22 protein-coding genes are annotated in these 26076 nt (G+C 73.1%); 19 read left to right on the top strand and 3 right to left on the bottom strand.

Going from position 1 to position 26076, the window contains the following annotated elements; translation table 11 throughout:
• The first annotated feature begins 100 nt into the window (after positions 1-100).
• The 15 genes from FHR36_RS04800 (at position 101) to FHR36_RS39820 (ending at position 16927) form a co-directional block, all read left to right on the top strand.
• Positions 101-850 carry a dienelactone hydrolase family protein gene (locus FHR36_RS04800; protein WP_253793992.1) on the top strand — a complete coding sequence of 250 codons (750 nt, stop codon included), beginning with the start codon at positions 101-103 and terminating at the stop codon, positions 848-850.
• 196 nt (positions 851-1046) lie between these two features.
• On the top strand, positions 1047-1799 hold the full coding sequence (locus tag FHR36_RS04805; protein ID WP_253793994.1) for an SDR family oxidoreductase: 753 nt from the start codon (positions 1047-1049) through the stop codon (positions 1797-1799).
• Positions 1800-1863: 64 nt separating this feature from the next.
• Positions 1864-2094 (top strand): RNA polymerase subunit sigma-70, encoded by a 231-nt coding sequence (locus tag FHR36_RS04810; RefSeq protein ID WP_253793996.1) that lies wholly within the window; start codon positions 1864-1866, stop codon positions 2092-2094.
• Position 2095: 1 nt separating this feature from the next.
• Positions 2096-2653 (top strand): Clp protease N-terminal domain-containing protein, encoded by a 558-nt coding sequence (locus FHR36_RS04815; protein ID WP_253793998.1) that lies wholly within the window; start codon positions 2096-2098, stop codon positions 2651-2653.
• A gap of 199 nt (positions 2654-2852) precedes the next feature.
• Positions 2853-4454 carry a sensor histidine kinase gene (locus tag FHR36_RS04820; RefSeq protein WP_253794000.1) on the top strand — a complete coding sequence of 534 codons (1602 nt, stop codon included), beginning with the start codon at positions 2853-2855 and terminating at the stop codon, positions 4452-4454.
• The gene (locus FHR36_RS04825) at positions 4454-4864 is read left to right on the top strand and encodes a roadblock/LC7 domain-containing protein (protein WP_253794002.1); all 411 of its coding nucleotides are present in this window, start codon (positions 4454-4456) and stop codon (positions 4862-4864) included. Before FHR36_RS04820 ends, FHR36_RS04825 begins: the two co-directional genes overlap by 1 nt.
• A gap of 14 nt (positions 4865-4878) precedes the next feature.
• Positions 4879-5229 (top strand): DUF742 domain-containing protein, encoded by a 351-nt coding sequence (locus tag FHR36_RS04830; protein WP_253794004.1) that lies wholly within the window; start codon positions 4879-4881, stop codon positions 5227-5229.
• On the top strand, positions 5210-5851 hold the full coding sequence (locus FHR36_RS04835) for a GTP-binding protein (RefSeq protein WP_253794006.1): 642 nt from the start codon (positions 5210-5212) through the stop codon (positions 5849-5851). Before FHR36_RS04830 ends, FHR36_RS04835 begins: the two co-directional genes overlap by 20 nt.
• Positions 5848-7095 carry a cytochrome P450 gene (locus tag FHR36_RS04840; RefSeq protein ID WP_253794008.1) on the top strand — a complete coding sequence of 416 codons (1248 nt, stop codon included), beginning with the start codon at positions 5848-5850 and terminating at the stop codon, positions 7093-7095. Before FHR36_RS04835 ends, FHR36_RS04840 begins: the two co-directional genes overlap by 4 nt.
• A gap of 54 nt (positions 7096-7149) precedes the next feature.
• Positions 7150-8343, top strand: coding sequence for a cytochrome P450 family protein (locus tag FHR36_RS04845; protein WP_253794009.1), 1194 nt, complete (start codon positions 7150-7152; stop codon positions 8341-8343).
• 185 nt (positions 8344-8528) lie between these two features.
• Positions 8529-9896 carry an ABC transporter substrate-binding protein gene (locus FHR36_RS04850; RefSeq protein WP_253794011.1) on the top strand — a complete coding sequence of 456 codons (1368 nt, stop codon included), beginning with the start codon at positions 8529-8531 and terminating at the stop codon, positions 9894-9896.
• A gap of 74 nt (positions 9897-9970) precedes the next feature.
• The gene (locus FHR36_RS04855) at positions 9971-10975 is read left to right on the top strand and encodes a carbohydrate ABC transporter permease (protein WP_253794013.1); all 1005 of its coding nucleotides are present in this window, start codon (positions 9971-9973) and stop codon (positions 10973-10975) included.
• Positions 10972-11925 carry a carbohydrate ABC transporter permease gene (locus tag FHR36_RS04860; protein ID WP_253794015.1) on the top strand — a complete coding sequence of 318 codons (954 nt, stop codon included), beginning with the start codon at positions 10972-10974 and terminating at the stop codon, positions 11923-11925. The genes FHR36_RS04855 and FHR36_RS04860 overlap by 4 nt, the downstream gene beginning before the upstream one ends.
• Positions 11926-12026: 101 nt before the next feature.
• Positions 12027-15140 carry an Ig-like domain-containing protein gene (locus tag FHR36_RS39815; protein ID WP_253794017.1) on the top strand — a complete coding sequence of 1038 codons (3114 nt, stop codon included), beginning with the start codon at positions 12027-12029 and terminating at the stop codon, positions 15138-15140.
• Between the two features lie 347 nt (positions 15141-15487).
• The gene (locus FHR36_RS39820; RefSeq protein ID WP_253794019.1) at positions 15488-16927 is read left to right on the top strand and encodes a DUF4153 domain-containing protein; all 1440 of its coding nucleotides are present in this window, start codon (positions 15488-15490) and stop codon (positions 16925-16927) included.
• Positions 16928-17024: 97 nt separating this feature from the next.
• On the opposite strand, the gene FHR36_RS04875 is transcribed toward FHR36_RS39820, so the two are convergent.
• Positions 17025-18572, bottom strand: a complete 1548-nt coding sequence (locus tag FHR36_RS04875) for an MFS transporter (RefSeq protein WP_407660783.1) — start codon at positions 18570-18572, stop codon at positions 17025-17027.
• Between the two features lie 236 nt (positions 18573-18808).
• Here FHR36_RS04875 and FHR36_RS04880 point away from each other — a divergent pair, with 236 nt between their 5' ends.
• The 3 genes from FHR36_RS04880 (at position 18809) to FHR36_RS39825 (ending at position 20921) form a co-directional block, all read left to right on the top strand.
• Positions 18809-19381, top strand: coding sequence for a TetR/AcrR family transcriptional regulator (locus FHR36_RS04880; RefSeq protein WP_253794021.1), 573 nt, complete (start codon positions 18809-18811; stop codon positions 19379-19381).
• A 100-nt stretch (positions 19382-19481) separates the two neighbouring features.
• Positions 19482-20168, top strand: a complete 687-nt coding sequence (locus FHR36_RS04885) for a ribonuclease HII (protein WP_253794023.1) — start codon at positions 19482-19484, stop codon at positions 20166-20168.
• 384 nt (positions 20169-20552) lie between these two features.
• On the top strand, positions 20553-20921 hold the full coding sequence (locus tag FHR36_RS39825) for a hypothetical protein (protein WP_308199167.1): 369 nt from the start codon (positions 20553-20555) through the stop codon (positions 20919-20921).
• Between the two features lie 162 nt (positions 20922-21083).
• Here FHR36_RS39825 and FHR36_RS04895 read toward each other — a convergent pair whose 3' ends face one another.
• Together FHR36_RS04895 and FHR36_RS04900 are read right to left on the bottom strand one after the other, a co-directional pair.
• Complete coding sequence (locus FHR36_RS04895; RefSeq protein ID WP_253794027.1) at positions 21084-21725, bottom strand: hypothetical protein; 642 nt, start codon at positions 21723-21725, stop codon at positions 21084-21086.
• 277 nt (positions 21726-22002) lie between these two features.
• A complete protein-coding gene (locus FHR36_RS04900; RefSeq protein WP_407660801.1) occupies positions 22003-24195 on the bottom strand; it encodes a DEAD/DEAH box helicase in 2193 nt (730 codons plus the stop codon).
• 229 nt (positions 24196-24424) lie between these two features.
• Between FHR36_RS04900 and FHR36_RS04905 the strand changes: the two genes are divergently transcribed.
• A complete protein-coding gene (locus FHR36_RS04905; RefSeq protein WP_253794031.1) occupies positions 24425-26050 on the top strand; it encodes a DUF4192 domain-containing protein in 1626 nt (541 codons plus the stop codon).
• Positions 26051-26076 lie beyond the last annotated feature (26 nt).

Consider the following 26076-nt stretch of genomic DNA (forward strand, 5'->3'; position numbering starts at 1 on the left):
GCGCGGCGCGGTGGTCGAACGCCGGGGCCGGGCGCGCCGACTGACGCCCAGTCAGCGCGGGCTACACTCCTCGCGCACACACCGGAACGGAGGGACAGCGGTGGCAGAGGTGGCGGTCGAGTCGCGGTGGGTCGGGCTCGGTGGAGGGCCCGAGGCCTACCTGGCGGCGCCTGCGGAACAGGCGGCCCGCGGGGCGGTGGTGGTGGCCGGGGAGTTCTTCGGCGTCAACCGACACCTGCGGGAGATCTGCGGGCGGCTGGCGCGCGAGGGGTACGCGGCGCTCGCGCCGGACTTCTACTGGCGCGACACCCGGCGGGCCGGGTTCGGCTACGACGAGGAGGGCCGCACCGAGGGGCGCCGGCTGATGACCGCGCTGCGCCGCGAGGAGGTGCTGGCCGACCTGACGGCCGCCCGCCGGGTGGCCGAGGAGTGCGCGGGCACCGGCGGGGTCGGGATGCTCGGGTTCAGCCTGGGCGGGCACATCGCGGTGCTCGGCGCGGGCGAGCTGCCGTTCGACCTGGTGGTGAGCTACTACGGGGGCTGGCTGCTGGACGGCGGGATCCCGCTGGCCGAACCGGTCGCCCCGGTCGCCCGGGCGGAGCGGATCGCCGAGCACACCGGCTTCCTGCTGGGCTTCTTCGGCGCCGACGACTTCGTGATGCCGCTGGACGAGTGGCACCGGGTGGGGGAGCGGCTGCGCGCGGCCGGGGTGGCGCACGAGCAGGTGACGTACGAGGGGGTCGGCCACGGCTTCTTCAACGACGCGCGGCCCGAGACCTTCGACGAGAAGGCGGCGGCGGACGCCTGGCGGCGGACGCTGGACGAACTGGCGGCCCGGGTCCGGCCCTGAGACCCGGCCCGGCGATCGCCTCGACGGCCCGTCCACCGCGAGCGGTGGGCGGGCCGTCGGCCTTGGAGCGGCGTGGTGCGGTCGGGCAGGGCCCGGAAGTCCTTGATCGCGGGGGTGGAATCTCCTGACGCTCGGGATGTCCGCCGCCCCGGCCGGGTGCAGGCTGGTGGCAGGTGCGCGCCGAGAGGGGGTTGGGATGGACCCGATACTCGTGACGGGCGGCACCGGCACACTCGGCCGGGCGCTGGTGGAGCTGCTGCTGGCACAGGGGCGGCCGGTCCGCGTACTCAGCCGTTCGGCGCACACCCCGGGCGAGCACGGCTGGGCGGTCGGCGACCTGGTCACCGGCCGGGGGGTGGACGGGGCGGTCGCCGGGGTCGGCGCGGTGGTGCACTGCGCGACCACCAACGGCAGGCGCGACCTGCAGGCGACGCAGCGGCTGGTGGCCGCCGCCGGACGGGCCGGGGTGGCGCACCTGGTCTATGTGTCGATCGTCGGCGTCGACCGGGTCCCGCTCGGCTACTACCGGACCAAGCTCGCGGCCGAGCGGGTGGTGGAGGAGTCCGGGCTGGGCTGGACGGTGCTGCGGGCGACCCAGTTCCACGACCTGCTGCTGCGGATTCTCGGCACGCTGTCCCGGCCGCCCGTCCTGCTGCTGCCCGCCGGGCTGCGGTTCCAGCCGGTGGACGTCCGGGACGTCGCGGGGCGGCTGGCCGAACTGCTGGCCGCCGGTCCGTCCGGGCGGGCGGCGGACTTCGGCGGGCCCGAGGTCCGCGCGTTCGACGACCTCGCCCGCAGCTTCCTCGCCGCGCGCGGGCTGCGCCGCCCGGTGGTGCGGGTGCCGCTTGCCGGGGCGACCTACCGCGCGTACCGAGCCGGCGGACACCTGGTGCCCGACCGGGCGGCGGGCCGGATCACCTTCGAGCAGGCGCTGGCCGGACGGGCGTGAACCCGGCGCTCTCTTTTGTCAACCTTGGTTGACGCCGCCCCTGGTGTCAACGTAGGTTGACATCATGAGCGAGACGAGGCAGCTCGCGGCGGACGCGAGCAGTGGCGATCCCGCGATCGGACTGAGGGCCGTCCGGGCTCTGCGCGATTTGGCCGACCGACTGGAGGAGTTGCAGGTCGGCAACGCGCGGAGCCGGGGCTGGTCCTGGCACGAGATCGCGGTGTGCCTGGGGGTGAGCCGCCAGGCGGTGCACAAGAAGTACGCGCGGAGGACCTTCGGGAAGGAGGGGGACTGAGATGTTCGAACGGTTTGCGGACGGCGCCCGCCGGGTGGTCGTGGCGGCCGGGGCGGAGGCCGAGCGGCTGCGGCACTCCCACATCGGCACCGAGCACCTGCTGCTCGGCGTCCTGGACCAGCCGCAGGACCCGGCCGCCGCCGTCCTGGTCGGCGCAGGCCTGGACGCGGAGAGCGGCCGGCGCGCGGTGGTCCGGTTGCTCGGCGGTCCGGGCGACGAGCTGGACGGCGCCGCCCTGGCGGCGATCGGCGTGGACCTCGGGGCGATCCGGGAGGCGGTGGAGGCCACGTTCGGTCCCGGCGCACTGGACGCGCCGCCGTCGGACGGCCGGCGCCAGCGATGGGGCGGCCCGCGCTTCACCGACCGGGCCAGGAAGGTGCTGGTGCTCTCCCTGCGGGCGGCCACCGGCCGGGGCGAGCGACGGATCGAGATCGGCCACCTGCTGCTGGGGCTGCTGCGCGAGGGCAACGGGCTGGCGGTCCGGGTGATCCGGGAGCACGGACTGGACCCCGCCGACGTGGAGCGCCAGGTGGAGGCCGCACTCGCACGAGCCGCCTGACTACCGGTCGGTACGGATGCGCAGCGTCAGCGTGCGCAACTGACCGTCAACTGGCCGGTTGAGTCCAAGGAGTGAATGGTTATGATCTGCTGACCGCGTGTACCGATCAACCGCCCGGAGTGTGCAGTCCACCGCACGCGCCGGGCGTTCGCGCGCTGTCGACCGTCCGCCGCTGACGCCTGCCTCGAGGATCAGAGTGATGAGAGCTCGAACACGCCCCGACCGAGCGGTGAACAACGGCCGGGACAGCGGCACCACCCTGTGGTCCACGGCGGGCGTGCTCGCCGGCCTCGGCGCGGCCGTCCTCGCGGTCGCCTCCACCGCCGCCGCCCACCGTGCCGCGGTCGCGGCCACCGCCGGCGTCGCCGCCGTCCTGTGGTGCGCGCTGGTGCTGCTGGCCGCCAAGCTCGGCGGCCGGGCCCTGCGGGCCGAGCGCGAGCTGGGCACCGTCCAGCACGACCTGACGGCGGTACGCGCCCAGGCGGCCGCGCTCCACACCGACCTCGCCGCCACCCACAACGCCGCCGCCGCGCTGCGCGCCGCGCTCGCCTCCGCCCAGGTCGAGGCCGACCGGGACCGCGCCGAACTGCAGGCCGCCCGCGTCGAGCTGACCGAGCTGCAGAACGAGACCGCCGCGCTGCGCGGCGCCGCCCAGAACGCCGCCGAGGAGCGCGCCGAACTCGGCCGGCTGCAGGGCGAGATCCTGCCCGAGGTGGTGACGCGTCTGCGGGCCGGCGCCTCGGTGGACACCGCCCTCGCCCCGTACCGCGCCCTCGGCCACGCCCGCCTGCTGCGCACCGTCGCCGAGGAGGTCGGCCGCGGCGAGCGCCAGCGGGCCGCCGCCCTGGCGGTCTGCGCCACCGCGGCCGGCCGGGTCCAGGCGCTGGCCACCTCGATGCACGCCGAACTGCGCGACATGCAGCACCGGCACGGCGAGGACGTCCTCGGCGACCTGCTCAGCCTCGACCACTCCACCGCCCAGGTGGGTCGGATGGCCGACTCCATCGCCGTGCTGACCGGCGCCCGCTCCGGCCGCCGCTGGACCAAGCCGATCCCGGTGGAGTCGATCCTGCGCGGCGCGCTCGGCCGGATCGGCGCCTACCAGCGCGTCCGGCTGCACTCGGCGTCGACCGCGGCGGTGGCCGGCTTCGCCGCCGAGGGCGTGATGCACACCCTCGCCGAACTCCTCGACAACGCGGCCAACTTCTCCGCCCCGCCGGCCGAGGTCCACGTGTACGTGGAGGAGGTCCACTCCGGCCTGGTGATCACCGTCGAGGACGGCGGCCTGGGCCTGAGCGAGAGCTGGCTGCGCAAGGCCGAACAGGCGGTCTCCGGCAAGCCGCTGGACCTCAGCACGCTCTCCGCCGGCACCCGCCTCGGCCTCGCCGTGGTCGGCTCGCTGGCCCGCAAGCACGGCCTGTCGATCTCCTTCCGGCCGTCCGCCCGGGGCGGCACCGGCGTCGTGGTGCTGATCCCCGAGCAGCTGGTCACCCACCCGTCGCCGGCGCTGGCCCGCGCCCTCGTCCCCGAGGCCCCGGTCGAGCGGCCGGCCCCCGCCGCCCGCCCGGCCATCGAGCCGCGCCGCACCGAGGCCGAACGGCCCGCCGAGCCGGCCGGGACCGAGAACGGCCTGCCGCAGCGCCGCCGCGGCTCCACCCTCCCGACCACCACCCTGCCCGCGCCCGCGGCGCAGCCGGTACGGCCGCTGTCCACGGCCTCGGCCGCGCGGTTCGGCGCCTTCCGCAAGGCCCTGCAGCAGGGGCCGACGACCACAGACGCTCTCCCGGAGGACGATTCCTGATGAGCAGCACGGACCGCGATCTCGACTGGCTCCTGGAGAACCTGCTGGCCGGCACGCCCGGGGCGCGCCACGCCCTGGTGCTCTCGGCGGACGGCCTGAAGCTCTGCCACACCTCCGGCCTCGGCACCGACCAGGCCGACCAACTGGCCGCCATCGCCTCCGGGATGCAGTCGCTGGCCCACGGCGCCTCGATCGAGTTCGGCGACGGCAGCGGCGGCGTCCGGCAGTCGATGACCGAGTTCCACGGCGGCATCCTGTGCATCGTGGCGGCCGGCGAGGGCGCGCACCTCGCGGTGGTGACCGACGACGACGCGGACGTGGGCGTGGTCGGCCACAACATGCTCGGCCTGATCGAGCAGATCGGGACGTACCTCTCTGCCGCGCCGCGCGAGATCGAGGCCGTGGGGTGAGGGCGGGCGGGGGGATGCCGGGGTGGGACGACTCCCCGGACCGGCTGTACACCGTGACCCGGGGGCGCAGCCGCCCCCCGGAGCACGCCTTCGACCTGGTCACGCTGATCGTCACCGAGCAGGAACCGGTGGCGGGCATGCAGTCCGAGCACGCCCGGATCCTCGGGCTGTGCGCCACCCCGACCGCGGTGGTCGAGATCGCCGCCGACCTCGCGCTGCCGGTCAGCGTGGTGAAGATCCTGCTCGGCGATCTGCTGGAGACCAGCCGGATCACCGCCCGCCACCCCCGGTTCGCCCCCACCAAGGCCCGGCTGCCCGACCTCGACACGTTGAAGCAGGTGCTCCATGGACTCCAACGGCTCTGACACCGCCGTCCTCCCCGGTCACCGGGCCCCGCTGCGCCGCACCGCCGACAACGGTCTGAAGATCGTCGTAGTGGGCGGCTTCGGCGTCGGCAAGACCACCCTGGTCGGCTCGGTGAGCGAGATCCGCCCGCTCAACACCGAGGAGATGATGACCAAGGCCGGTGAGGACGTCGACGACCTCACCGGGGTGAGCGGCAAGCGCTCCACCACGGTCGCCTTCGACTTCGGCCGGATCACCCTGGACGAGCACTCGGTGCTCTACCTGTTCGGCGCGCCCGGCCAGGAGCGGTTCTGGTTCCTGTGGGACCGGCTGTTCAGCGGGGCGCTGGGCGCGGTGGTGCTGGTGGACACCCGCCGCCTGGAGGAGTCCTGGTACGCGATCGACCGGCTGGAGCAGCACGGCCTGCCGTTCGTCGTCGCCCGCAACAACTTCGCCGAGCCGGGCCACAGCCTGGCCGACGTCCGGGCCGCGCTCGACCTGCCCGACCACGTACCGCTGGTGGACTGCGACGCGCGCGCCCGCGAGTCCAGCAAGCAGGTGCTGATCGAACTCGTCCGTCACATCCAGTCCCTGGCCGAAGCCGCTGCGGCCGCCGAATCGTTCCCCGAGGTGACCGAGTGACCGAGCCCGCGACCACCCCGCCGCCGGGCTGCCCGGCGCACGCCGGCGCGGCGCCGCTGTACGGCCCGCGGTTCCAGACCGACCCCGGCGCCCTCTACCAGGAACTGCGCCAGCAGCACGGCCCGGTGGCGCCGGTGGAGCTGGCCGGCGGCGTACCCGCCTGGCTGGTGATCGGCTACCGCGAGCTGCAGCTGGTCACCAGCCAGCCCAAGGTGTTCGGCCGGGACTCGACCCGCTGGAACCAGTGGCCGGACATCCCCGCCGACTGGCCGCTGAAGCCGATGATGGCCCCGGTGCCGTCGATCCTCTACGCCGAGGGGGCCGAGCACCAGCGCCGCTCCGCCGCGATCACCGAGGCGCTGGCCGGCATCGACCCGTACGAGCTGAAGAAGTTCAGCGAGGAGATCGCCGACCGGCTGATCGACGAGTTCGCCGGCAGGGGCGAGGCCGAGCTGGTCGCCGAGTACGCCCACCGGATGCCGCTGCTGGTGCTCTGCCGGATCCTCGGGCTGGACGAGGACGAGGCCCCGGTGCTGATCCGCGGCCTGGTGGCGATGCTGGACGGCGGCGCGGACGCCCAGTCCGGCGCCCAGCAACTGCTGGACGTGATGCTGAGGCTGGTGCACCGCAAGCGCGTCGACCCCGGCCCGGACGTCACCTCCCGGCTGCTGGCGCACGAGGCAGGGCTCAGCGACGAGGAGGTCATGCGCGACCTGCGGGTGCTGCTGATCGCCGGTCACCAGCCCTGCGCGTACTGGATCGCCAACGCGCTGCGGCTGATGCTGACCGACCAGCGCTTCGCCGCCTCGCTGACCGGCGGGCGGCGCTCGATCGGGCAGGCGCTCGGCGAGGCGCTCTGGGAGGACACCCCGACCCAGATCTTCGCCGGCCGCTGGGCCACCCGGGACGTCCAGCTCGGCGGCCAGCGGATCGCCGCCGGCGACATGGTGCTGCTCGGCTTCGCCGGGGCCAACGCCGACCCGACGGTCCGCCAGGAGAGCGGCCGCCCGGCCGAGAACAACCGCGCCTACCTCAGCTTCTCGTACGGAGACCACAGCTGCCCCTACCCGGCCCGGGAGGCGGCCGAGGTGATCGCCAACACGGCGATCGAGGTGCTGCTCGACCGGCTGCCGGACCTCCGCCTGGCGGCCACCGAGAGCGCGCTGGTGTGGCGCCCCTCCGCCTGGGTGCGGGCGCTGGTGGCGCTGCCGGTGGCCTTCACCCCGGGCTACGTGGCCGACTGACCCGTAGCCCCCGCACGGGAGGACCGCCCGACCCGATGGACCAGGAGCTTTGAGATGACCGTCCCGTTCGTGATGGACCCGCTGGCCCGGGACAACGCCGCCGAGGGCGCCGCCCTGCGCGCCGCCGGGGCCGTGGTGCCGGTGGATCTGATGGGCGTGCGCGGCTGGGCGGTCACCCACCACGCCGAGGCCCGGGAGCTGCTCACCGACGCCCGGCTGGTGAAGAACGCCCAGCACTGGGCGGCCTTCCGGCGCGGCGAGGTGCCTGCGGACTGGCCGCTGATCGGGCTCGCGGTGCCCGGCCCCTCGATGGTGACCACCGACGGGGCCGAGCACCGGCGGCTGCGGGCGATCGTCGCCCAGGCCTTCACCCCGCGCCGGGTGGAGCTGATGCGACCCAAGGTGGAGGAGATCACCGCCGAGCTGCTCGACGCGCTGGCCGCGGCGGGCCCGGTGGCCGACCTGAAGACGGTCTTCGCCTTCCCGCTGCCGATGTCGGTGATCGGCTGGCTGCTGGGGGTGCCGGAGCACGACCACGCCTACATCCGCGAGCTGTACGAGCGGTTCTTCAGCAGCGTGAAGACCGACATCCAGGCGACGATCGCCGCGCTGAACGCCTTCGTCGCCGACCTGGTCGCCCGGCGCCGGGCCGAGCCCGGCGACGACCTGACCAGCGCCCTGCTGGCGGCCGACGTCGAGGGCGGCGCGCTGAGCGACGCGGAGGCCTCGGCCACCCTGCGGGTGATCATCGCGGCCGGGCACGAGACCACCGTCAACCTGATCACCAACGCGGTGCGGGCCCTGCTCACCCATCCGGACCAGCTGGCCCTCGCCCGGTCCGGTGAGGTCCCGTGGTCGGCCGTGGTAGAGGAGTCGCTCCGCTGGACCCCGCCGACCAGCAACTTCCTGTTCCGGTTCGCCACCGAGGACATCGAGGTCGGCCCGGTGGTGGTGCCCGCGGGCGACCCGGTGCTGATCTCGTACAACGCGATCGGCCGGGACCCGGTGCAGCACGGGATCACGGCGGAGGTCTTCGACATCACCCGCCGGGCGGCCCGGCACCTGTCCTTCGGCCACGGCCCGCACGTCTGCCCGGGATCGCCGCTGGCCCGGCTGGAGGCGGGGATCGCGCTGCCCGCGCTGTTCGAGCGCTTCCCGGACCTGTCGCTGGCCGTCCCTCAGGAGCAGCTGCGGCCCAATCCTTCCGCGGTCGTCAACAGCCTGAGCGGGCTGCCGGTGCGCCTGTAGCACGGCCCGGTCACAACTGGGGCGCTTGCCGATGAAGGTCGAACGAGCGCCTTGGCGTGGGGTAACCGGTGGGTTAACGTCTTCAAGCCAGCGATGGCTGGGTACAACTCGAAGCTCACCGGTACAGCGCAGTGTCGTTCGTCTTACTGCTGGCATATCCGCATGCCCTGGCAAGGAGGACCGCATTGACCACCCCCGTGACCCCTGGACGCCGCCGACTGCTCGCAGGTTCGGCCGTACTCGCCCTGGCGTTGACGGCCGCTTGTTCCAACAGTTCCGGATCGGGCGGCTCCGGATCGTCGGCCGCCGCGCTCACCGGTGACTGTGCGAAGTACCAGGCGTACGCCGGGCACTCCGGGACCAAGGTGACGATGTACGCCTCGATCCTCTCGCCGGAGTCGGACTCCCTGGAGAAGTCCTGGTCCGAGTTCAGTTCCTGTACGGGAATCAAGATCGTCTACGAGGGCTCCAACGACTTCGAGTCGCAGCTCCCGGTCAGAGTCAGCGGTGGCAACGCCCCCGACTTCGCGATCATCCCGCAGCCCGGACTGCTCGCCCAGATGGTCAAGACCGGCAAGGTGGTCAAGCCGCCGCAGCAGACCGTGGACAACGAGTCCAAGTGGTCGCCGGTGTGGAAGACCTACGGCTCGGTCAACGGCACCTTCTACGCCGCGCCGATGAGCGCCAACATGAAGTCGCTGGTCTGGTACTCGCCCAAGGCCTTCAAGGCGGCCGGCTACGAGGTGCCCAAGACCTGGGCCGACCTGATGGCGCTCAGCGACCGGATGGCCAAGGCCGGGGCGGCCAAGCCCTGGTGCGGCGGCATCGGCTCCGGCACCGCGACCGGCTGGCCGGCCACCGACTGGCTGGAGGAGGTCGTGCTCGGCTCGTACGGCGGCGACGTCTACGACCAGTGGGTCGGCCACAAGGTCAAGTTCGGCGACGAGAAGATCACCACCGCGATGAAGACGGTGGCCGACTGGATGCAGAACCCGGCCTGGGTCAACGGCGGCTTCGGCGACGTGAAGTCGATCGCCACCACCACCTTCCAGGACGCCGGCACCCCGATCCTCAGCGGCAAGTGCGCCATGCTCCAGCAGGCGTCCTTCTACCGGGCGCAGTGGCCCAAGGGCACGAACATCGGACCGGACGGCGACATCTTCGCCTTCCACCTGCCCGCGGTGAACCCGCAGGTCTCCAACCCGGTCGAGGGCGGCGGCGAGTTCCTGGCTGCCTTCGCCGACCGGCCCGAGGTCCAGGCCGTGCAGAACTACCTCTCCAGCTCGGAGTGGGCGAGCAGCCGGGTGAAGGTCTCCCAGGGCTGGGTCTCCGCCAACCAGGGCGTCGACAAGAGCCTGTACACCGACCCGATCGACAAGCTCTCGGCCGAGGCGCTCACCGACCCGGCGGCCACCTTCCGCTTCGACGGCTCGGACCTGATGCCGGCCGCGGTCGGCTCCGGCGCCGAGTGGAAGGCGCTCACCGCCTGGTTCGCCGAGGGACAGGCCATCCCGAAGGTGGCGGCCGACATCGACGCGGCCTGGCCGCAGTAGCCGGCCGTCACCGGGCAGCGCGGGTCCACCCGCCCGCGCTGCCCCTCCCCGCGCCCTGAGGAAGGACCCTCCGCATGCCCACCGACCTCCAGCTGGCCGACTCGGCGTGGACGGACGCGGCGATCAAGTTCGGCAACAGCGCCGGCGCCATCGCGGGATTCCTCGGCATCCTGCTGGCCGTCTTCTTCGCCGCCGGCCGGGCCGGCGGCCGCTTCACCCGCCCGCTGGCCATCGCCGTGATGCTCGGACCGGCGGTCCTGCTGCTGGTCGTCGGCCTGGTGGTGCCACTGGTCCGCACCGTCTTCCTGAGCCTGCACAACGACGACTCCACCCGCTTCGTCGGCGGGCGGAACTACGGCTGGGCGCTGACCACCTCCAACATCCAGGACGTGCTGCTCACCACCCTGCTCTGGCTGCTGGTCGCCCCGCTGGTGGCCACCGGACTCGGCCTGGTGCTGGCGCTGCTGGTCGACCGGATGAAGGGCCAGGCGGTCTACAAGGCGCTGCTCTTCATGCCGATGGCGATCTCCCTGGTCGGCGCCTCGATCATCTGGAAGTTCGTCTACGAGGCCCGCGACCCGTCCCAGCCGCAGGTCGGCCTGCTCAGCCGGCTGGCGATCGGCCTCGGCTGGCACCACCCGCCGAACTGGATCCTCTCCCAGCCGCTCAACACCTTCCTGCTGATGGTGGTCATGGTCTGGGTGCAGACCGGCTTCGCGATGGTGGTGCTCTCGGCGGCGATCAAGGCCATCCCGGACGAGATCACCGAGGCGGCCCGGCTGGACGGGGCCAGCGGCTTCCGGCTGTTCCGCTCGGTCACCGTGCCGATGATCCGCACCACGGTGGTGGTGGTGCTGACCACCGTCATGATCACCACCCTGAAGGCGTTCGACATCGTCCGCACCATGACCGGCGGCAACTTCGGCACCCAGGTGCTGGCCAACGAGATGTACTCGCAGTCCTTCGTGCAGTCCAACTACGGCCGCGGCAGCGCGCTCGCCGTGATCCTCTTCCTGGCGGTGATGCCGCTGGTGGCCTACAACATCCTCCAGCTGCGCAAGGAGCGTGCGGTCCGATGAGCGACGTACGGGAGAGCGAGGCGCCGGTCGCCGTGGCGCCGGTGACTACGGCGAAGGCGGTCCGGAAGTCCTTCAGCAGTCCGATCGCCTCGGCCCTGGTGATCGCGGTGACCGTGCTGTGGACCATCCCCACCCTGGGGCTGCTGGTCACCTCGCTGCGGCCCAAGGAGGACGTGGCGAGCAGCGGCTGGTGGGAGGCGTTCGTCCACCCGGACCTCGGGCTCGGCAACTACCACGCGGTGCTGTTCGAGGGCGGCTTCGGCAACAGCGCCGGACTGCTGCCCTTCCTGGTCAACTCGCTGGCGATCAGCGTGCCCGCCACCGTCTTCCCGCTGGTGCTGGCCGCGATGGCGGCGTACGCGCTGGCCTGGGTGAGGTTCCGTGGCAGCGACACGGTGTTCTTCGTGATCTTCGCACTGCAGGTGGTGCCGCTGCAGATGGCGCTGATCCCGCTGCTCCAGCTGTTCTCCGGCGGCGCGCACATCGGCTCGGTGGAGATCATTCCGGCGCTGGACCTCAAGGGCACGTACGCCCCGGTCTGGCTGGCGCACACCATGTTCGCGCTGCCGCTGGCGATCTTCCTGCTGCACAACTTCATCGCCCAGCTGCCGCGGGACCTGATGGAGGCCGCGATCGTGGACGGCGCCTCGCACTTCAAGATCTTCCGATCGATCGTGCTGCCGCTGTGCGCCCCGGCGCTCGCCTCCTTCGCCATCTTCCAGTTCCTCTGGGTGTGGAACGACCTGCTGGTCGCCCTCACCTTCGCCGGCGGCACCCCCGAGGTCGCCCCGATGACCGCCCGGCTCGCCCAGATGGCCGGCTCCACCGGCCAGCGCTGGGAGCTGCTGACGGCCGGCGCCTTCCTGTCGCTGATCGTCCCGCTGGCCGTCTTCTTCGCCCTGCAGCGCTACTTCGTCCGGGGTCTGCTCGCGGGTTCCGTCAAGGGATAGTCACGAATGTGGTGATTTCGGGGACGCGTTCACCTCCGAGCCGGTACACCGGTAGCGGTAATTCCGCCGCTGATGCGGTTATCCGACCTTGGGGGGTTGGCGTGCAATTCAGAAGACGGCTCGCGGGCGTGCTGGTGGCCCTGTTCGCGGCGGCGTCCGCGACGGTGGCGAGCACCCCGGCCCACGCGGCCACCGCGGTGCTCGGCACCAACACGGTGGGCGCGGCCACCGACTCGGGCGACTCCAACTACCTCAACGCCTCGCGCTACGTCACCGGCGCCGCCGGCGGCACGGTCACCAGCATGAGCGTGTACGTGGGCGCGGTGGCGCCCGCGCCCAACAACCAGTACCAGGTGGCGATCTACACCGACAGCGCGGGCAGGCCCGGCTCCCTGGTCTCCTCCAGCGGCGCCGGCACCCTGACCGCCGACAGCTGGAACACCGTCCCGCTCACCGCGACCCTCGCGCCCAACACCCCGTACTGGCTGGCCTACAACTCCAACGGCAACGGCGCCACCGTCAACAACCTCAAGTACGCGAGCGGGGGCACCAGCGGCTACTCCACCGGCGGCACGGCCTACGGAACCTGGCCGAGCAGCTTCGGCGCGGTCTCCACCGGCTCGCTGAACTACTCGATCTACGCCACCTACACCCCCGACGGCAGCGGCACCCCGCCGCCCGGCGCCGGGCCCGGCACCGAGGGGCCGATCCTGCTGGTCGGCGACCCGGCCAACCCCTACACCCGGTACTACAGCGAGATCCTCAAGGCCGAGGGCCTCAACTACTACAAGGTCGCCGACCTCTCCGCGGTCACCGGCACCACCCTCGCCGCGTACGACGTGGTACTGCTCGGCGAGCTGCCGCTGACCGCCGCCCAGACCACGATGTTCAGCGACTGGACCAATGCCGGCGGCCGACTGATCGCCATGCGGCCGGACAAGCAACTCGCCCCGCTGCTCGGCCTCACCGCCACCACCGGGACGCTCACCGACGCCTACCTGAAAATCGACACCTCGGCCGCCCCCGGCGCCGGGCTGACCGGCGACACCATGGGCTTCCACGGCACCGCGGACCGGTACACCCTGGGCGGCGCGACCGCCGTGGCGACCCTGTACGGCGACGCCGCCACCGCCACCGCCAACCCTGCGGTCACCCTGCGCACCGTCGGCAGCGGACGGGCCGCCGCCTTCACCTTCGACCTCGCCAAGTCGGTGGTGCAGACCCGCCAGGGCAACATCGCCTGGGCCGGGCAGCAGCGCGACTCGACCGACGGCTACGAGGCCAGCGAGATGTTCTTCGGCACCAACGGGCAGCCGAACTGGAACAACCTCGACAAGGCCCTCATCCCGATCGCCGACGAGCAGCAGCGGCTGCTGGCCAACCTGATCACCACGATGGACGCCGCCAAGAAGCCGCTGCCGCGGTTCTGGTACTACCCGCGGGACGTCAAGGCGGTGGTCGTCATGACCGGTGACGACCACGGCATCGGCGGCACCACCGGCCGATGGGACGGCTACATCGCGCAGTCCCCGGCCGGCTGCAACGTGGCCAACTGGGAGTGCATCCGCGGATCCTCGTACATCTACACCGACGACCCGATGACCGACGCCCAGGCCAAGGCGTACACCGACCAGGGCTTCGAGGTCGGCGTCCACGTCACCACCGGCTGCAAGCCCTGGGGCACCCCGGCCGACCTGCAGAACACCTACACCACCCAGCTGTCCGCCTGGGCCGCCAAGTACGGCTCGCTGCCGGCGCCGTCCAGCAGCCGCACCCACTGCGTCGAGTGGGACGACTGGGCGACCCAGGCCAAGACCAAGCTGGCCAACGGGATCCGGCTGGACGCGGACTACTACTACTACCCGTCCTCCTTCGTGCAGGACCGGCCCGGCTACTTCAACGGCACCGGTGAGATCATGAAGTTCGCCGACAGCGACGGCACGGTGATCGACGAGTACCAGGCGACCACCCAGCTGACCGACGAGTCCGGCCAGTCCTACCCGAACACCATCAACACCCTGCTCGACGCGGCCTACGGCAGCCAGGGCTACTACGCGGCGCTGACCGCCAACATCCACACCGACTACGCGGCCTCCACCGCCTCGGACGCGGTCATCTCGGCCGCCAAGGCCCACGGCGTCCCGGTGGTCTCCGGCCGGCAGATGCTGACCTGGCTCGACGGCCGCAACGGCTCCGCCTTCTCCAAGATGGCCTGGGCCGGCAACGCGCTGACCTTCGACATCACCGGCGGAGCCAACGGGCTTCGCGCGATGGTCCCGGTCAACTCGGCGGCCGGCACCCTGGCCGGCATCAGCCGCGGCGGGCAGGCGGTCAACTACCGGATCGAGACCATCCACGGCGTCGCGTACGCCTTCTTCGACGGCACCGTCGGCTCGTACACCGCCAGTTACGGCCAGGACACCACCCCGCCCACCGTGACCGGCAGTTCGCCGACGGGCGGGGCGACCGGGGTGGCGATCGGCTCCACCGTGCGGTTCTCCTTCAGCGAGCCGCTCAACCCGTCCACCGTCACCTCCTCGACGGTGACGCTGAAGACCACCAGCGGCTCCACCCCGGTGGCGGGCGCGGTGTCCTACGACTCGGCGACCAGCACGGCGGTCTTCACCCCGAGCTCCCCACTCGCCCTGACGACCGGCTACACCGCCACCGTGGCGGGGGTGAAGGACAGCGCGGGCAACGCCCTGGCGGCGCCGTACGCGATCGCCTTCACCACCGGAGGGGCACCGCCGAAGACCATCGGCAACACCGCGGTCGGCACCCTGATCGACGACACCGACTCCAACCACCTCAATGGGTCGAAGATCACCACCGGGGCCGCCGCGGTGCCGCTGACCTCGCTCAGCGTGCACGTCGGCTCGGTCAGCGCGGCGCCCAACAACCAGTTCCAGCTGGCGGTCTACTCCGACAGCGCGGGCTCGCCCGGCAACCTGGTGGCCTCCACCGCGAGCGGCACGCTGACCGCCAACGCGTGGAACTCGGTGCCGGTCAACGTCACGCTGGCGGCCAACACCACGTACTGGCTGGTCTACAACAGCAACGGCACCAGCACCGCGGTGAACAACATGAACTACGGTGCGGGGGCGTCCGGTTCGGGTGCCTACAGCAACACCGGGGTGCCGTTCGGGACCTGGCCGACCAGCTTCGGTCCGGCGGTGAAGGACTCGCTGGTCTACTCGCTCTACGGCTCGTACTAGCGCTGCCGTTCGGCCCGGTCGCCGGGGCGGCTTGTGTCACAACTCTGTGACCAAGCCGCCCCGGCAGCATTTTGAACCTGTTCAGAAGCGTGCTCGGCCCCCTAGAGTCACGGGCGTTCGAGTTCTGAGGGGGTTTCATGTCGAGTCCGTCCGTACCGTCGGGGCCGTCGTCCGCGGGGTCTGCCGGGGCCGGTGGGGTCAAGGCGCCTGCGGGGGTTGCGGGGGCTGCAGGGGTTGCGGGGCCTGCGGGGGCCAACCCGTACCAGTGGCGGCCGCCGCAGCCGCCGCCGGAGGCCGCCTGGTCCAAGCTGACCCGGGCGCGGCCGGCCGAGGAGCCCCGGCTGCGGGTGGTCGCGGCGGCGGCCGGCGCCGGACTGCTGTCCGCCGCCCTCTACGGCGACGGCGTGGGCGTCAACCTGCTGCTGTGCGCGCTGGGCGCCGCCGCGGCCGCGGCGCTGGTGGCGGTGGCCACCGGGCGGCGCGCCCGGCCCTGGACGCTGGCCTTCGCCGCGTCCGCGCTGGCCCTCACCGCCGTCCCGGCGGTCAGCGACGGCGGCTGGGAGACCGCCCTCGCGCTGATCGCCTCGGTCGGCATCGCCTCGCTCACGCTGCACGGCGGCCGCCGCTGGGCCGGCGTACTGCTCGGCACAGTCGGCCTCTGGGCGCACCTGGTCCCCGGCGCCGCCTGGGCGGTCCGGGCCCTGCGCTCGCAGCACTTCCCAGCCCGCGGCAAGGTGGTGCCGGTCGCGAAGGCGGTCGGCCTCGCGGCCGTCCTGCTGATCCTCTTCGGTTCGCTGTTCGCCGGTGCCGACTCGACCGTGGCGGACCTGCTGGAGAGCCTGATCCCCTCGATGGACCTCGGCGACTTCCCGGTGCGGGTGGTCTACTTCGTCGTCGGGACCGGGCTGGCGCTCGCCGCCGCCCACACCGCCGCCGCCCCGCGCCGCTGGGACCGGCTGGAGGTGCCGGCCGGCCGCGAGCGCGGCCGCCTGGAGTGGGCCATCCCGCTGGTGGCGATGAACCTGCTGTTCGGCGGCTTCGTGCTGGTGCAGCTGGTGGTGCTGATCGGCGGCTACGGCGCGATCATGCGCCGGACCGGAATGACCCCCGCCGAGTACGCCCGGCAGGGCTTCTGGCAGCTGCTCTGGGTCGCGGTGCTGACCCTGGTCGTGGTGGCGTTCGCCAAGTTCTGGGCGCCGCGGAGCAATGACGGCGACCGCCGGCTGGTGAAGATCATGCTGGGTCTGCTGTGCGTGCTCACCCTGGTCGTGGTGGCCACCGCGCTGGTGCGGATGAGCCTCTACCTGGACGCCTTCGGGCTGAGCCAGCAGCGGCTGGCGGTCGCGGCCATGGAGATCTGGCTGGGCGTGGTGTTCCTGCTGGTGCTGGCCGGGGGAGTGCTGGCCGCCCGTAGCTGGCTGCCGCGCGCGGTGGTGCTGAGCGGGGCGCTGGCGCTGGCCGTGTTCGGGCTGATCCGGCCGGACGCGATGGTCGCCGAGCAGAACGTGGCCCGCTTCGAGCAGTCGCACACGCTGGACATCGGCTACCTCCGCGGGCTGTCCGCGGACGCCGTCCCCGCGCTCGACCGGCTGCCCGGCGACTACCGCACCTGCAGCCTCCAGCTGATCGCCGCGTCGCTCGCGGACCAGCAGAGCCCCTGGTACGCGACCAGCCTCGCGGAGAGCCGGGCCCGGCAGATCCTGCACGACCGGCCGGTGGCGCAGGACCGCGGAGCGGCCTGCCTGCGGGTGGGCTACCGGGAGGACCCGTACCGGTACGGGGACTGACGGGGCCGGCAGAGGCCGGCGAGGCCAGTGGGGCCGGCGGGGACGGCGGATGGCGGGCGTGCCGGGGGGCACGCCCGCCATCCGGCGGTCGGAGGCGTCACAGGGCCATGCCGGCCGCTCCCTCGGTGGGCAGGTCGGAGGCCTTCGCCCGGATCAGGAAGACAGCCGCCAGCAGGGCCACGGCGGCGAACACCACGCCGACCACGAAGGCGTGCGAGATGCCGTACGCCAGCACCTCACTGGCCCACCGGGTGCCCGGCATCAGCTGGTGGTTCTGCTGGAGGAAGGCCTTCGCCTCGACCGGGGCGTTGGCCAGGTAGTCGGCCTGCTGCCGACCGAACTCGTCGGCCGAGGCGTTGGCGAACACCGTGGTGAGGATCGACAGGCCGAGCGAGCCGCCGATCTGCTGGACGGAGTTGAGCAGGCCGGAGGCGGCACCGGTCTCCCGGTCGGCCACGCCGGACACCGCGATCAGCATCACCGGAACGAAGATCAGGCCCATCCCGAAGCCGAACGTCACCGTCGGGCCGAGGACGCCGAGGGCGTAGCTGCTGTCCGCCGTGGTCTGGGTGAGCCAGGCGAGGCCGCCCGTGACCAGGACCGCTCCGCCGACCACGAAGGGCCTGGGGCCGAACCTGGCCTGCAGGTTGGAGGCGATCTGGGCGGCGATGACGATCGCGACGCTGATCGGGAGGAACGCCACGCCCGCCTTGAGCGGCGAGTAGCCCAGCACGCGCTGGACGAAGAGCGTGACGTAGAAGAAGATCCCGAACATCGCGGCGGCCAGGCAGAGCATCATCACCAGGCCGCCGGTCCGGTTCCGGTCGCGGAACAGGTGCAGCGGGGTGATCGGCCGGGCGGTGCGCCGCTCGATGACCACGAAGGCCGCGAGCAGCGCGGCGCCGACCGCGAAGGACGCCAGCGTCGGGGTGGAGCTCCAGCCGTCCGAGGCGGCGTGGATGAAGCCGTACACCAGGGTGACCAGGCCGAGCGTGGAGGTCAGGGCGCCCGGCAGGTCGAAGGTGCCCTCCTGGCGCTCCGACTCGTTGATGTACATCGGCGCGAGGACCGCGATCAGCACGGCGATCGGGACGTTGACGAAGAAGACCCAGCGCCAGTTCAGGTACTCGGTGAGCACGCCGCCGGCCAGCAGGCCGATCGCGGCTCCGGATCCCGCCACCGCGGAGAAGACGCCGAAGGCGCGGTTGCGTTCCGGCCCTTCCTCGAAGTTGGTGGCGATCAGGGCGAAGGCGGTGGGCGAGCAGATCGCGCCGCCGATGCCCTGGAGGGCGCGCGAGGCGAGCAGCATGGTGCCGTCCTGCGCGAAGCCCCCGAGCAGGGAGGCGAGGCCGAACAGCAGCACGCCGGTGATGAACACCCGTCGCCTGCCGAGGATGTCGCCGGCCCGGCCGCCCAGGAGCAGCAGGCCGCCGAAGGTGAGGGTGTAGGCGTTGATCACCCAGGACAGGTTGGTCGTGGAGAACTTCAGCGCGTCCTGGATGTGCGGGAGCGCGATGTTCACGATGGTCGCGTCGAGGACGACCATGAGCTGGGTGGCCGCGATCACCGTGAGGGTGATGCCCTTGCGTCGGCCGCGGCCGGCCCGTGCTGGAGCGGACTTGCTGAGCGTGTCGGAGACAGCCACTGTGTCGGTTCCCCCTGCTGGCTACGTGCTGTTCGGTTCTGGTGCTCGGCGGTGCTCGGTACACGTGCTTTTTGTGAACGGATCCGTTCACTATGATGGGAACGATAGACGGGGGTGATTGTGAACGCAAGCGTTCTCTAGGGTGGGTGACGATGGATCAGTTGGTCCGGCGACAGGGTGTGTCGACGTCGGCGGCGGGGGGTGGGGGAGCCGCTCCGGAGGGTGCCGCTCCCGCGGTGCAGCGCAAGCGCGGGAAGGCGCTGGAGGCCGCGATCTTCGAGGCGGCCCTCGACCTGCTCACCTCCGGCGGGTTCGCGCGGATGACGATGGAGGGGGTCGCCGGCGCGGCACAGACCGGGAAGGCCGCGCTCTACCGGCGGTGGGCCTCCAAGGCCGATCTGGTCAAGGACGCCCTCGCGGCCACCCTGCCACTCCCTACGGACATCCCCGACCTCGGGTCCGTGCGCAGTGAGTTGCTGCACGTCATCGGGCTGACCGCCGAGGTGATGCACTCGCCAGCCGGCGCTGCGGTGCGGGTCCTGATGGCCGAACTCGACCACGAACAGGCCCGGGAGTTCAAGGAGTTCCTGGGGCAGCGGGTGCTCGCCCCGACCGCCGCGACGCTGGTCGGCATCCTCCGGCGCGGCGAGCAGCGCGGTGACGTCCGGCCCGGTGCGGCCGACCCGATGGTCGCGGACGTCGTGCCCGCGATGATGCTCTTCCGGGCCAAGATCTGCGAGGACCCGATCGACCGGGCCTTCTGCGAGCGACTGGTCGACGAGGTGCTGGTGCCGATGATCCGGCCCTGAGCGGGGCCGGCCGGAGTGGCGTTCGGGGTCGGTCGGGGGCAGGGGCGCGGCGGCGTAGGCTGGGCGGTGCCAGCGCCCGACCGGACGGAAGTCGATACCCATGCCCTACGACCCCCCGACCCACGCGGTGGAGCGCTCGCTGCGCCGGGCCGGCGCGAGCGTCGTCGTCGGCCTGGACGAGGTCGGCCGCGGCGCCTGGGCCGGACCGGTCACCGTCGGCGCCGCCGTCACCGGACTCCGCAAGCCGCCGGAGGGCCTGACCGACTCCAAGCTGCTCACCGAGCGCCGCAGGGCCGCCCTCGCCCCCGTGCTGGCCGACTGGGTCACCGCGTACGCGATCGGGCAGGCGTCGTCCGAGGAGTGTGACGAACTCGGCATGACCGCCGCGCTGCGGCTGGCCGCGACCCGTGCGCTGGAGGCGCTCCCGGTCCGGCCGGACGCCGTCATCCTGGACGGCAAGCACGACTACCTCGGCGGGCCGTGGCGGGTGCGCACGGTGATCAAGGGTGACCAGTCGTGCGTCTGCGTCTCGGCCGCCTCGGTCCTGGCCAAGGTCCAGCGGGACGGCCTGATGGCCGAGTTGGGGGCCGACCACCCCGCGTACGCCTTCGAGGAGAACGCCGGCTACCCCTCGCCGGTGCACCGCGCCGCGCTGGAGGAGTTCGGTCCCACCGAGCACCACCGGCTGTCCTGGGCCTACATGGACAACCTGCAGCGGTGGAGCCACCTCAAGCGGTACCGCAGCACCGAGGAACCGCAGGGCGAGCAGCTCTCACTCGGCTTCTGACTCCCCGTCGGGGGCCGGTCGGCGCACCGCGCGGGGCGCGCCGCACGCGGCGCGAACCTGCCAACCGGTGGGGCGCCCGTGCGCATCCGACCGGCATTTGATAGACATCCGGGTATGCCTGTCTTCCCCGAGGAGCCGGAGATTCACGAGAGTATCCCGGGCCCCGGCGTTCCCTTTCCCCACAAGTCGGACGCATCTGCCCCCCGTATGCCCGCCGCCGTCGGCCGGGCCACCTCCCCCGCCGTGACCACCGCCGCTCCGGTGCCGGGCCCTCGCCCTGCCCCGCCGCGGCCGGTACCCCCGCGCGCGGCCCGTCCTGTACCCGGTCCCCGGCCCACCCCCGGACCGCGTCCCAGCCCTGGTCCCCGCCCGACCGCACCGACGGTGCAGCTGCTTCCGGCCGGCGTCGCCGACGCGGTCGAGCGCGCCGACGAGGCGGTGGACGCGCTGCTGGAGTCCGGCCGTCGCCCCGGCGACGTGCTGGTCCTCACCGTCGGTGAGGCGCACCCCTGGCAGCAGCACGAGCTGAGCTTCGGCGAGGAGTCCTACTGGGCCCAGCTCGCCGACGGCGGCGACGTGTTCTACGCCGATGCCGACGTGTCCCGGCCGCTGCGCCGGGACGTCGTGGTGCTCGTGGTCAACGAGGGCACCGCCGGTCGGGTCGAGCAGGCGGCCAAGAAGGCGCTCGGCCACGCCGGCGCCCTGCTGGTGGTCTGCGGCGAGCAGGACCTGGTCGCACCGCTCTTCGCCTGACGGGCAGGGGTCGCGTCGACGACGACGCGACCCGTCCGCCCGTTTCGTTCGTTCCCCACCCACCGTTTCCGTTCGCGGCGCCGCGAACGGAAACGGTCGGCGGGCCCGGCATGCAGCGTGGCAAGTGGGGTCAGCGCGCGGTGGGGTCGGCGCTCCGCGGGGTCAGCGCGCGGCAGCGCGCCGGATCACTTCGATCGGCGTCACTGGTGCGACCGGGACCGGTGGCCACACGTACTCGCGCGAGGCCTCGCGGTTCACCCGCGGCGGCAGCTCGGTGACGGTGTGGACCGGGCCCAGCGCCCACGACCCCGAGTGCGGGTTGCGCCCGCGCCGTCCGTCACCGATCGAGTGCCAGCCGGCCGGCGTCAGGGTCAGGTACGACCCGCAGCGCAGCCCGTGCAGCTCCGACGCGGCGCGCAGCGCCCACATCCAGGCACCGTCCTGGTCCGTCCACTCCGGTACGCCCTCACGGCAGCGCAGCAGGACCGCGGTCCGCGCCGGCTGGGTCAGCCGCAGGTCGTGCGGAATGATCCGGCGCAGGTGGAGGAGGAGGGCGTTGCGGTGGTGCCAGCCGTCCGTGACGTGCGGGCGGGTGGCGAAGGACGCCGAGGCCACCACGTGCTGGTCCGGGTCCAGCACCGCCACCACGGTGGTGCCCGGTGCGGGCAGGTGCCGCTGGTGCAGCTCGGTGACGAACTCCCGCGGGGTCCGCAGGAGTGGAACGTCCAGCTCCGTCCATCTCTCCGGATCGATGACTCGGCCGTTCTCGGAAGCGGAAGGACCTCGGTCGATACCGTTGATCACGATCCTCCTTCCTGGGTCCGTGCCAGTGAGCAGCACGGACGTACGCCGAAGGCCGGGTCCGACGGACCGGGCGCTGGATACGGTCCAATTCTCGGGCCATCGCGGGGCAGGCAGCAATGATGAAATGACAAATCCTGCCTGAAAGCCGCGCTTCTGCCGGATATATTCCGTACGCCCGATGCCGCCATTCGGCTGACTCCGGCGGTCTGCTCCGCGGTTGACTCCGGTGGACGCGTGGTGGACCCCAGGTGGACGTGCGGGGCCGCGGTCGCTCGGGTCAGGCCTGGACCGCCAGGACGAGCGGGAGCACCGCGGTCGCACCCGCCTGCCGGAGCAGCCGTGCGGCGACCGTGACGGTCCAGCCCGAGTCCACCAGGTCGTCGACCAGCAGCACCGGCCCCGGGGCGGCGGCCAGCGTCTCCCGCAGGCCCGGTGGGATCGCCAGGGTCCCCGACAGCGAGTGCAGCCGCTGCGCGCTGTTGCTCCGCGGGCCGTGCGGCGGCCGTCCGGTCGCGTACTCGACCCGGCCGAGCAGCGGCAGCCGGCCGATGGCGGCCAGCTGCTCGCCGAGGCTCCCGACCAGCGCGGGCCGGGTGGACGAATCCAGCGTGACCACACCGACCGGCCGGTCGAGCCGGCCGCCGTCCGGACCCTCCGGGCCGGCCCAGCCGCCGGGCCCGCGGGCCCAGTCGGCCAGGACGCCGACCAGCGCGTCCAGCATGTCGCGCGGCACCGGGCCGTCCGCGGCCTGCTCGCCGAACAGCGCCCGCAGCCGGGTGCCCCAGCCGATGTCCGAGAGCCGGCCGAGCGCGCGGCCGGTCTCGGCCTGCTCGCCCGCCGGGATCCGCCCCTTGAGCGGGACCCCGAGCGCCTCCATCCCGGTCGGCCACATCCGGCGCGGCTCGGAGGAGACGCCGGGCCGCCCGAGCGCCGCCCGCGCGGCCTCCAGCGCGGCGGGGGTGACCTCGGCGGAGTGCTTCGGCCCGGCGCAGGAGTCGCACCGGCCGCAGGGCACCGCCTGGGGGTCGTCCAGCTGGCGGCGGAGGAACTCCATCCGGCAGCCGGAGGTGGCGGCGTACTCCCGCATCGCCCGCTGCTCGGCCTCGCGGGACTCGGCGACCTTGGCGTAGCGCGCCGCGTCGTACGTCCAGGGCCGGCCGGTCGCCTCCCAGCCGCCGCGGACCCGGCGGACCGCGCCGTCCACGTCCAGCACCTTGAGCATGGTCTCCAGCCGGGCGCGGCGGAGGTCCACCCGGGCCTCCAGGGCCGCGGTCGACAGCGGGCGCCCGGCCTCCGCGAGGGCGTCGATGGTCCGCCGGACCTGCTCCTCGGCCGGGAAGCCCAGCGAGGCGAAGTAGCGCCAGATCGCCTCGTCCTCGCGGCCGGGGAGCAGCAGCACCTCGGCCCGGTCCACGCCGCGCCCGGCCCGGCCGACCTGCTGGTAGTAGGCGATCGGCGAACTCGGCGAGCCGAGGTGCACCACGAAGCCGAGGTCGGGCTTGTCGAAGCCCATGCCCAGCGCGGATGTGGCGACCAGCGCCTTGACCCGGTTGGCCAGCAGATCGGCCTCGGCGCTGCGGCGCTCGGCGTCCTCCGTCCGCCCCGAGTAGGAGGCGACCGGGTAGCCGCGCTCGCGCAGGAAGTCGGCCACCTCGTCGGCGGCGGCCACCGTGAGCGTGTAGACGATCCCCGAGCCGGGCAGCTCGGCCAGGTGGTCCGCGAGCCAGGCGAGCCGGTGCGCCGGGTCGGGCAGCGACAGCACCCCGAGGCTGAGGCTCTCCCGGTCGAGCGGGCCGCGCAGCACCAGCGCCTGCCCGTCGGTGCCGGTGCCGAGCTGCTCGGCCACGTCGGCGGTGACGCGCGCGTTGGCCGTGGCGGTGGTGGCCAGCACCGGGACGCCCGGGGACAGCTCGCCGAGCATGGTCCGCAGCCGGCGGTAGTCCGGCCGGAAGTCGTGGCCCCAGTCGGAGATGCAGTGCGCCTCGTCCACCACGAGCAGGCCGGTCGAGGCGGCGAGCTTGGGCAGCACCTGGTCGCGGAAGTCGGGGTTGTTCAGCCGCTCCGGGCTGACCAGCAGGATGTCGACCTGCCCGGTGGCCACCTCGGCCTCGATGCCGTCCCACTCCTCCGGGTTGGCCGAGTTGATCGTGCGGGCGTGGATGCCGGCCTTGGCGGCCGACTCGACCTGGTTGCGCATCAGCGCGAGCAGCGGGGAGACGATCACCGTCGGACCGGAGCCGCGCGAGCGCAGCAGGGCGGTGGCGATGAAGTAGACCGCGGACTTGCCCCATCCGGTGCGCTGCACCACCAGTGCCCGGCGGCCGTCCACCACGAGCGCCTCGATCGCCAGCCACTGGTCGTCGCGGAGCACGGCCGAGGGGCCGGCCAGCTCGCGCAGCACCGCCTCGGCGCGGGCGCGGACCGCGGCCCGGTCGGGGGCGTTGGTGAGGTGGGGCGTGCTCTCGGCCATGGGGTCCATGGCTCATGGATACCGTGCGGCACCGACAAAGCACGAATGGCGACATTCGGATGATCGGCCGATTGTCGGCTGAACGACCGTCAGCCCCTCGGGTGGTGGCCGCCCGGGGGGCGGTGGAGCCGGGCGCGGCGGGCGGGGCCGGATGCTGACACCTGCGTGTCGTCCACAGCCATTCGGGTGATCGGCCCGAGGTGCCGGCCGACCGGGCACGCTTCCCGCCATGAACGACGACCGCACCACCGTGCCCGCTCCGATTCCCGGCCCGATTCCCACTCCGATTCCCGGCCAGATCCCGGTCCGCATGCGCGGTCCGGCCGACATGGCCGAGATGCTCCCGTACCTGCTCGGCTTCTTCCCGGACGACTCCATCGTCGCCGTCGGACTGCAGGGGGCCGCCCTGGAGCAGGGCGGCGTGATCCGCATCGACATCCCCGACGACCCCGAGCACTGGCCGCGGGTGGCCGCCGAGACGGCGCGACTGCTGGTCGAGCTGTCGGAGCAGCGGGACCGACGCCCGGACCAGGTGCTGATCTACCTCTGCCGGGATCCCGAGCCGTGCCGTGGGGGTGGGAGCGGGGGAGGGGGCGGACCCGGCGATCCCGCCGAGCCGGTTGTCGGCGGGTGGGCGGGCCGGGCGATCCTCGAGCGGTTGAGGCCGCTCGCCCAAGCGCTCGCCGGGGCCTTCGAGACCCACGGCGTCTCGGTGAAGGAGTCGCTGTGCGTCTCGGACGGGCGCTGGCGCTCCTTCCTCTGCACCGGTCCGAGTTGCTGCGACCCGGACGGCACCCCGATCCGACCGGCCCACCACCCCAGTCCGCTGGCCGCGGCGGCGACCTTCGCCGGGCTCGCGCCCAGGGGCAGCCGGAAGGCGATCATGGCCGGTCTGTCGCCGGTCGGCCCGCCCCTGTCGGAGATCCAGCGCCGGGCGGTGGAGGACGCCGGACCGCCGTTCATCCGCGAACTGGCCGGTCCCGACGGCCGGCAGCGCACGGTCGAGCGAACCGGTGAGCTGCTCGCCGAGGCGATGACCGAGTTCCGGTCCGGCGCCTGTGAACTCGATGCCACCCGGACCGCGCGGCTCCTGGTCGGGCTGCAGGACAAGCTCGGCCGCGACCGGGGCGCCGAGTACGCCGAGCCGCACGAGCTGATCGCGGCCCAGCGGCTGTGGCGCTTCCTGATCCAGCGCTGCGTCTCGCCGTTCGACTACCTGGCGACCCCGCCGCTGACCCTGCTCGCCTGGACGTCCTGGCTGGGCGGCGACTCGGCGACCGCCCGGATCGTGCTCTCGCGCGCCCTCGACCTCGACCCCGGGTACACGCTGGCCCAACTGCTGTACGAGTCCCTCAACGCCGGGCTGGCGCCGGACAAGCTGCTGGAGGCGGTGCGCCGGGAGCGGTCCGCCCGCACGCCCCGCGGGGGCGCGCGGCCGGCGACGGAGGCGTGCGACCCGGAGCCGATCACCGATCCGACGGGGCCGGGGGAGGGCGGCGGCGATCCGGTCCCGGTGGAGCCGGGCGGGCCGCCCCGCGCGGGGACGCCGGACAGCGGTCCCGCCGCGCCGGCGCCGGCGGCGGAAGAGGTGACGGCGGCGGACGAGCCCGGGGGCATTGACTCCCGCCGGCCCGGTGCTCCGACCGTGCATGGAACCGGCGACGGCCCGGCCTCCGACGCTCCGCCGCCGGGAGACGGCGGCGGCGCGGTACCGCCGGTGGGCGAAGCCGCGGCGGGTGGGGGTCAGCGGCTGGTGCGGCGCAGGATCAGGCTCCGCGGCCGGCTGGTGGCCGATCACTCCGCCGTACGGCTCCCGCGCGGGCGCCACGCACGCAGGTACACGGCGGGAGCTTGAGATGGCTGTCGGGACCTGCGACCGGG

The organism is Kitasatospora cinereorecta, assembly GCF_024172095.1.
GTDB lineage: Bacteria > Actinomycetota > Actinomycetes > Streptomycetales > Streptomycetaceae > Kitasatospora > Kitasatospora cinereorecta.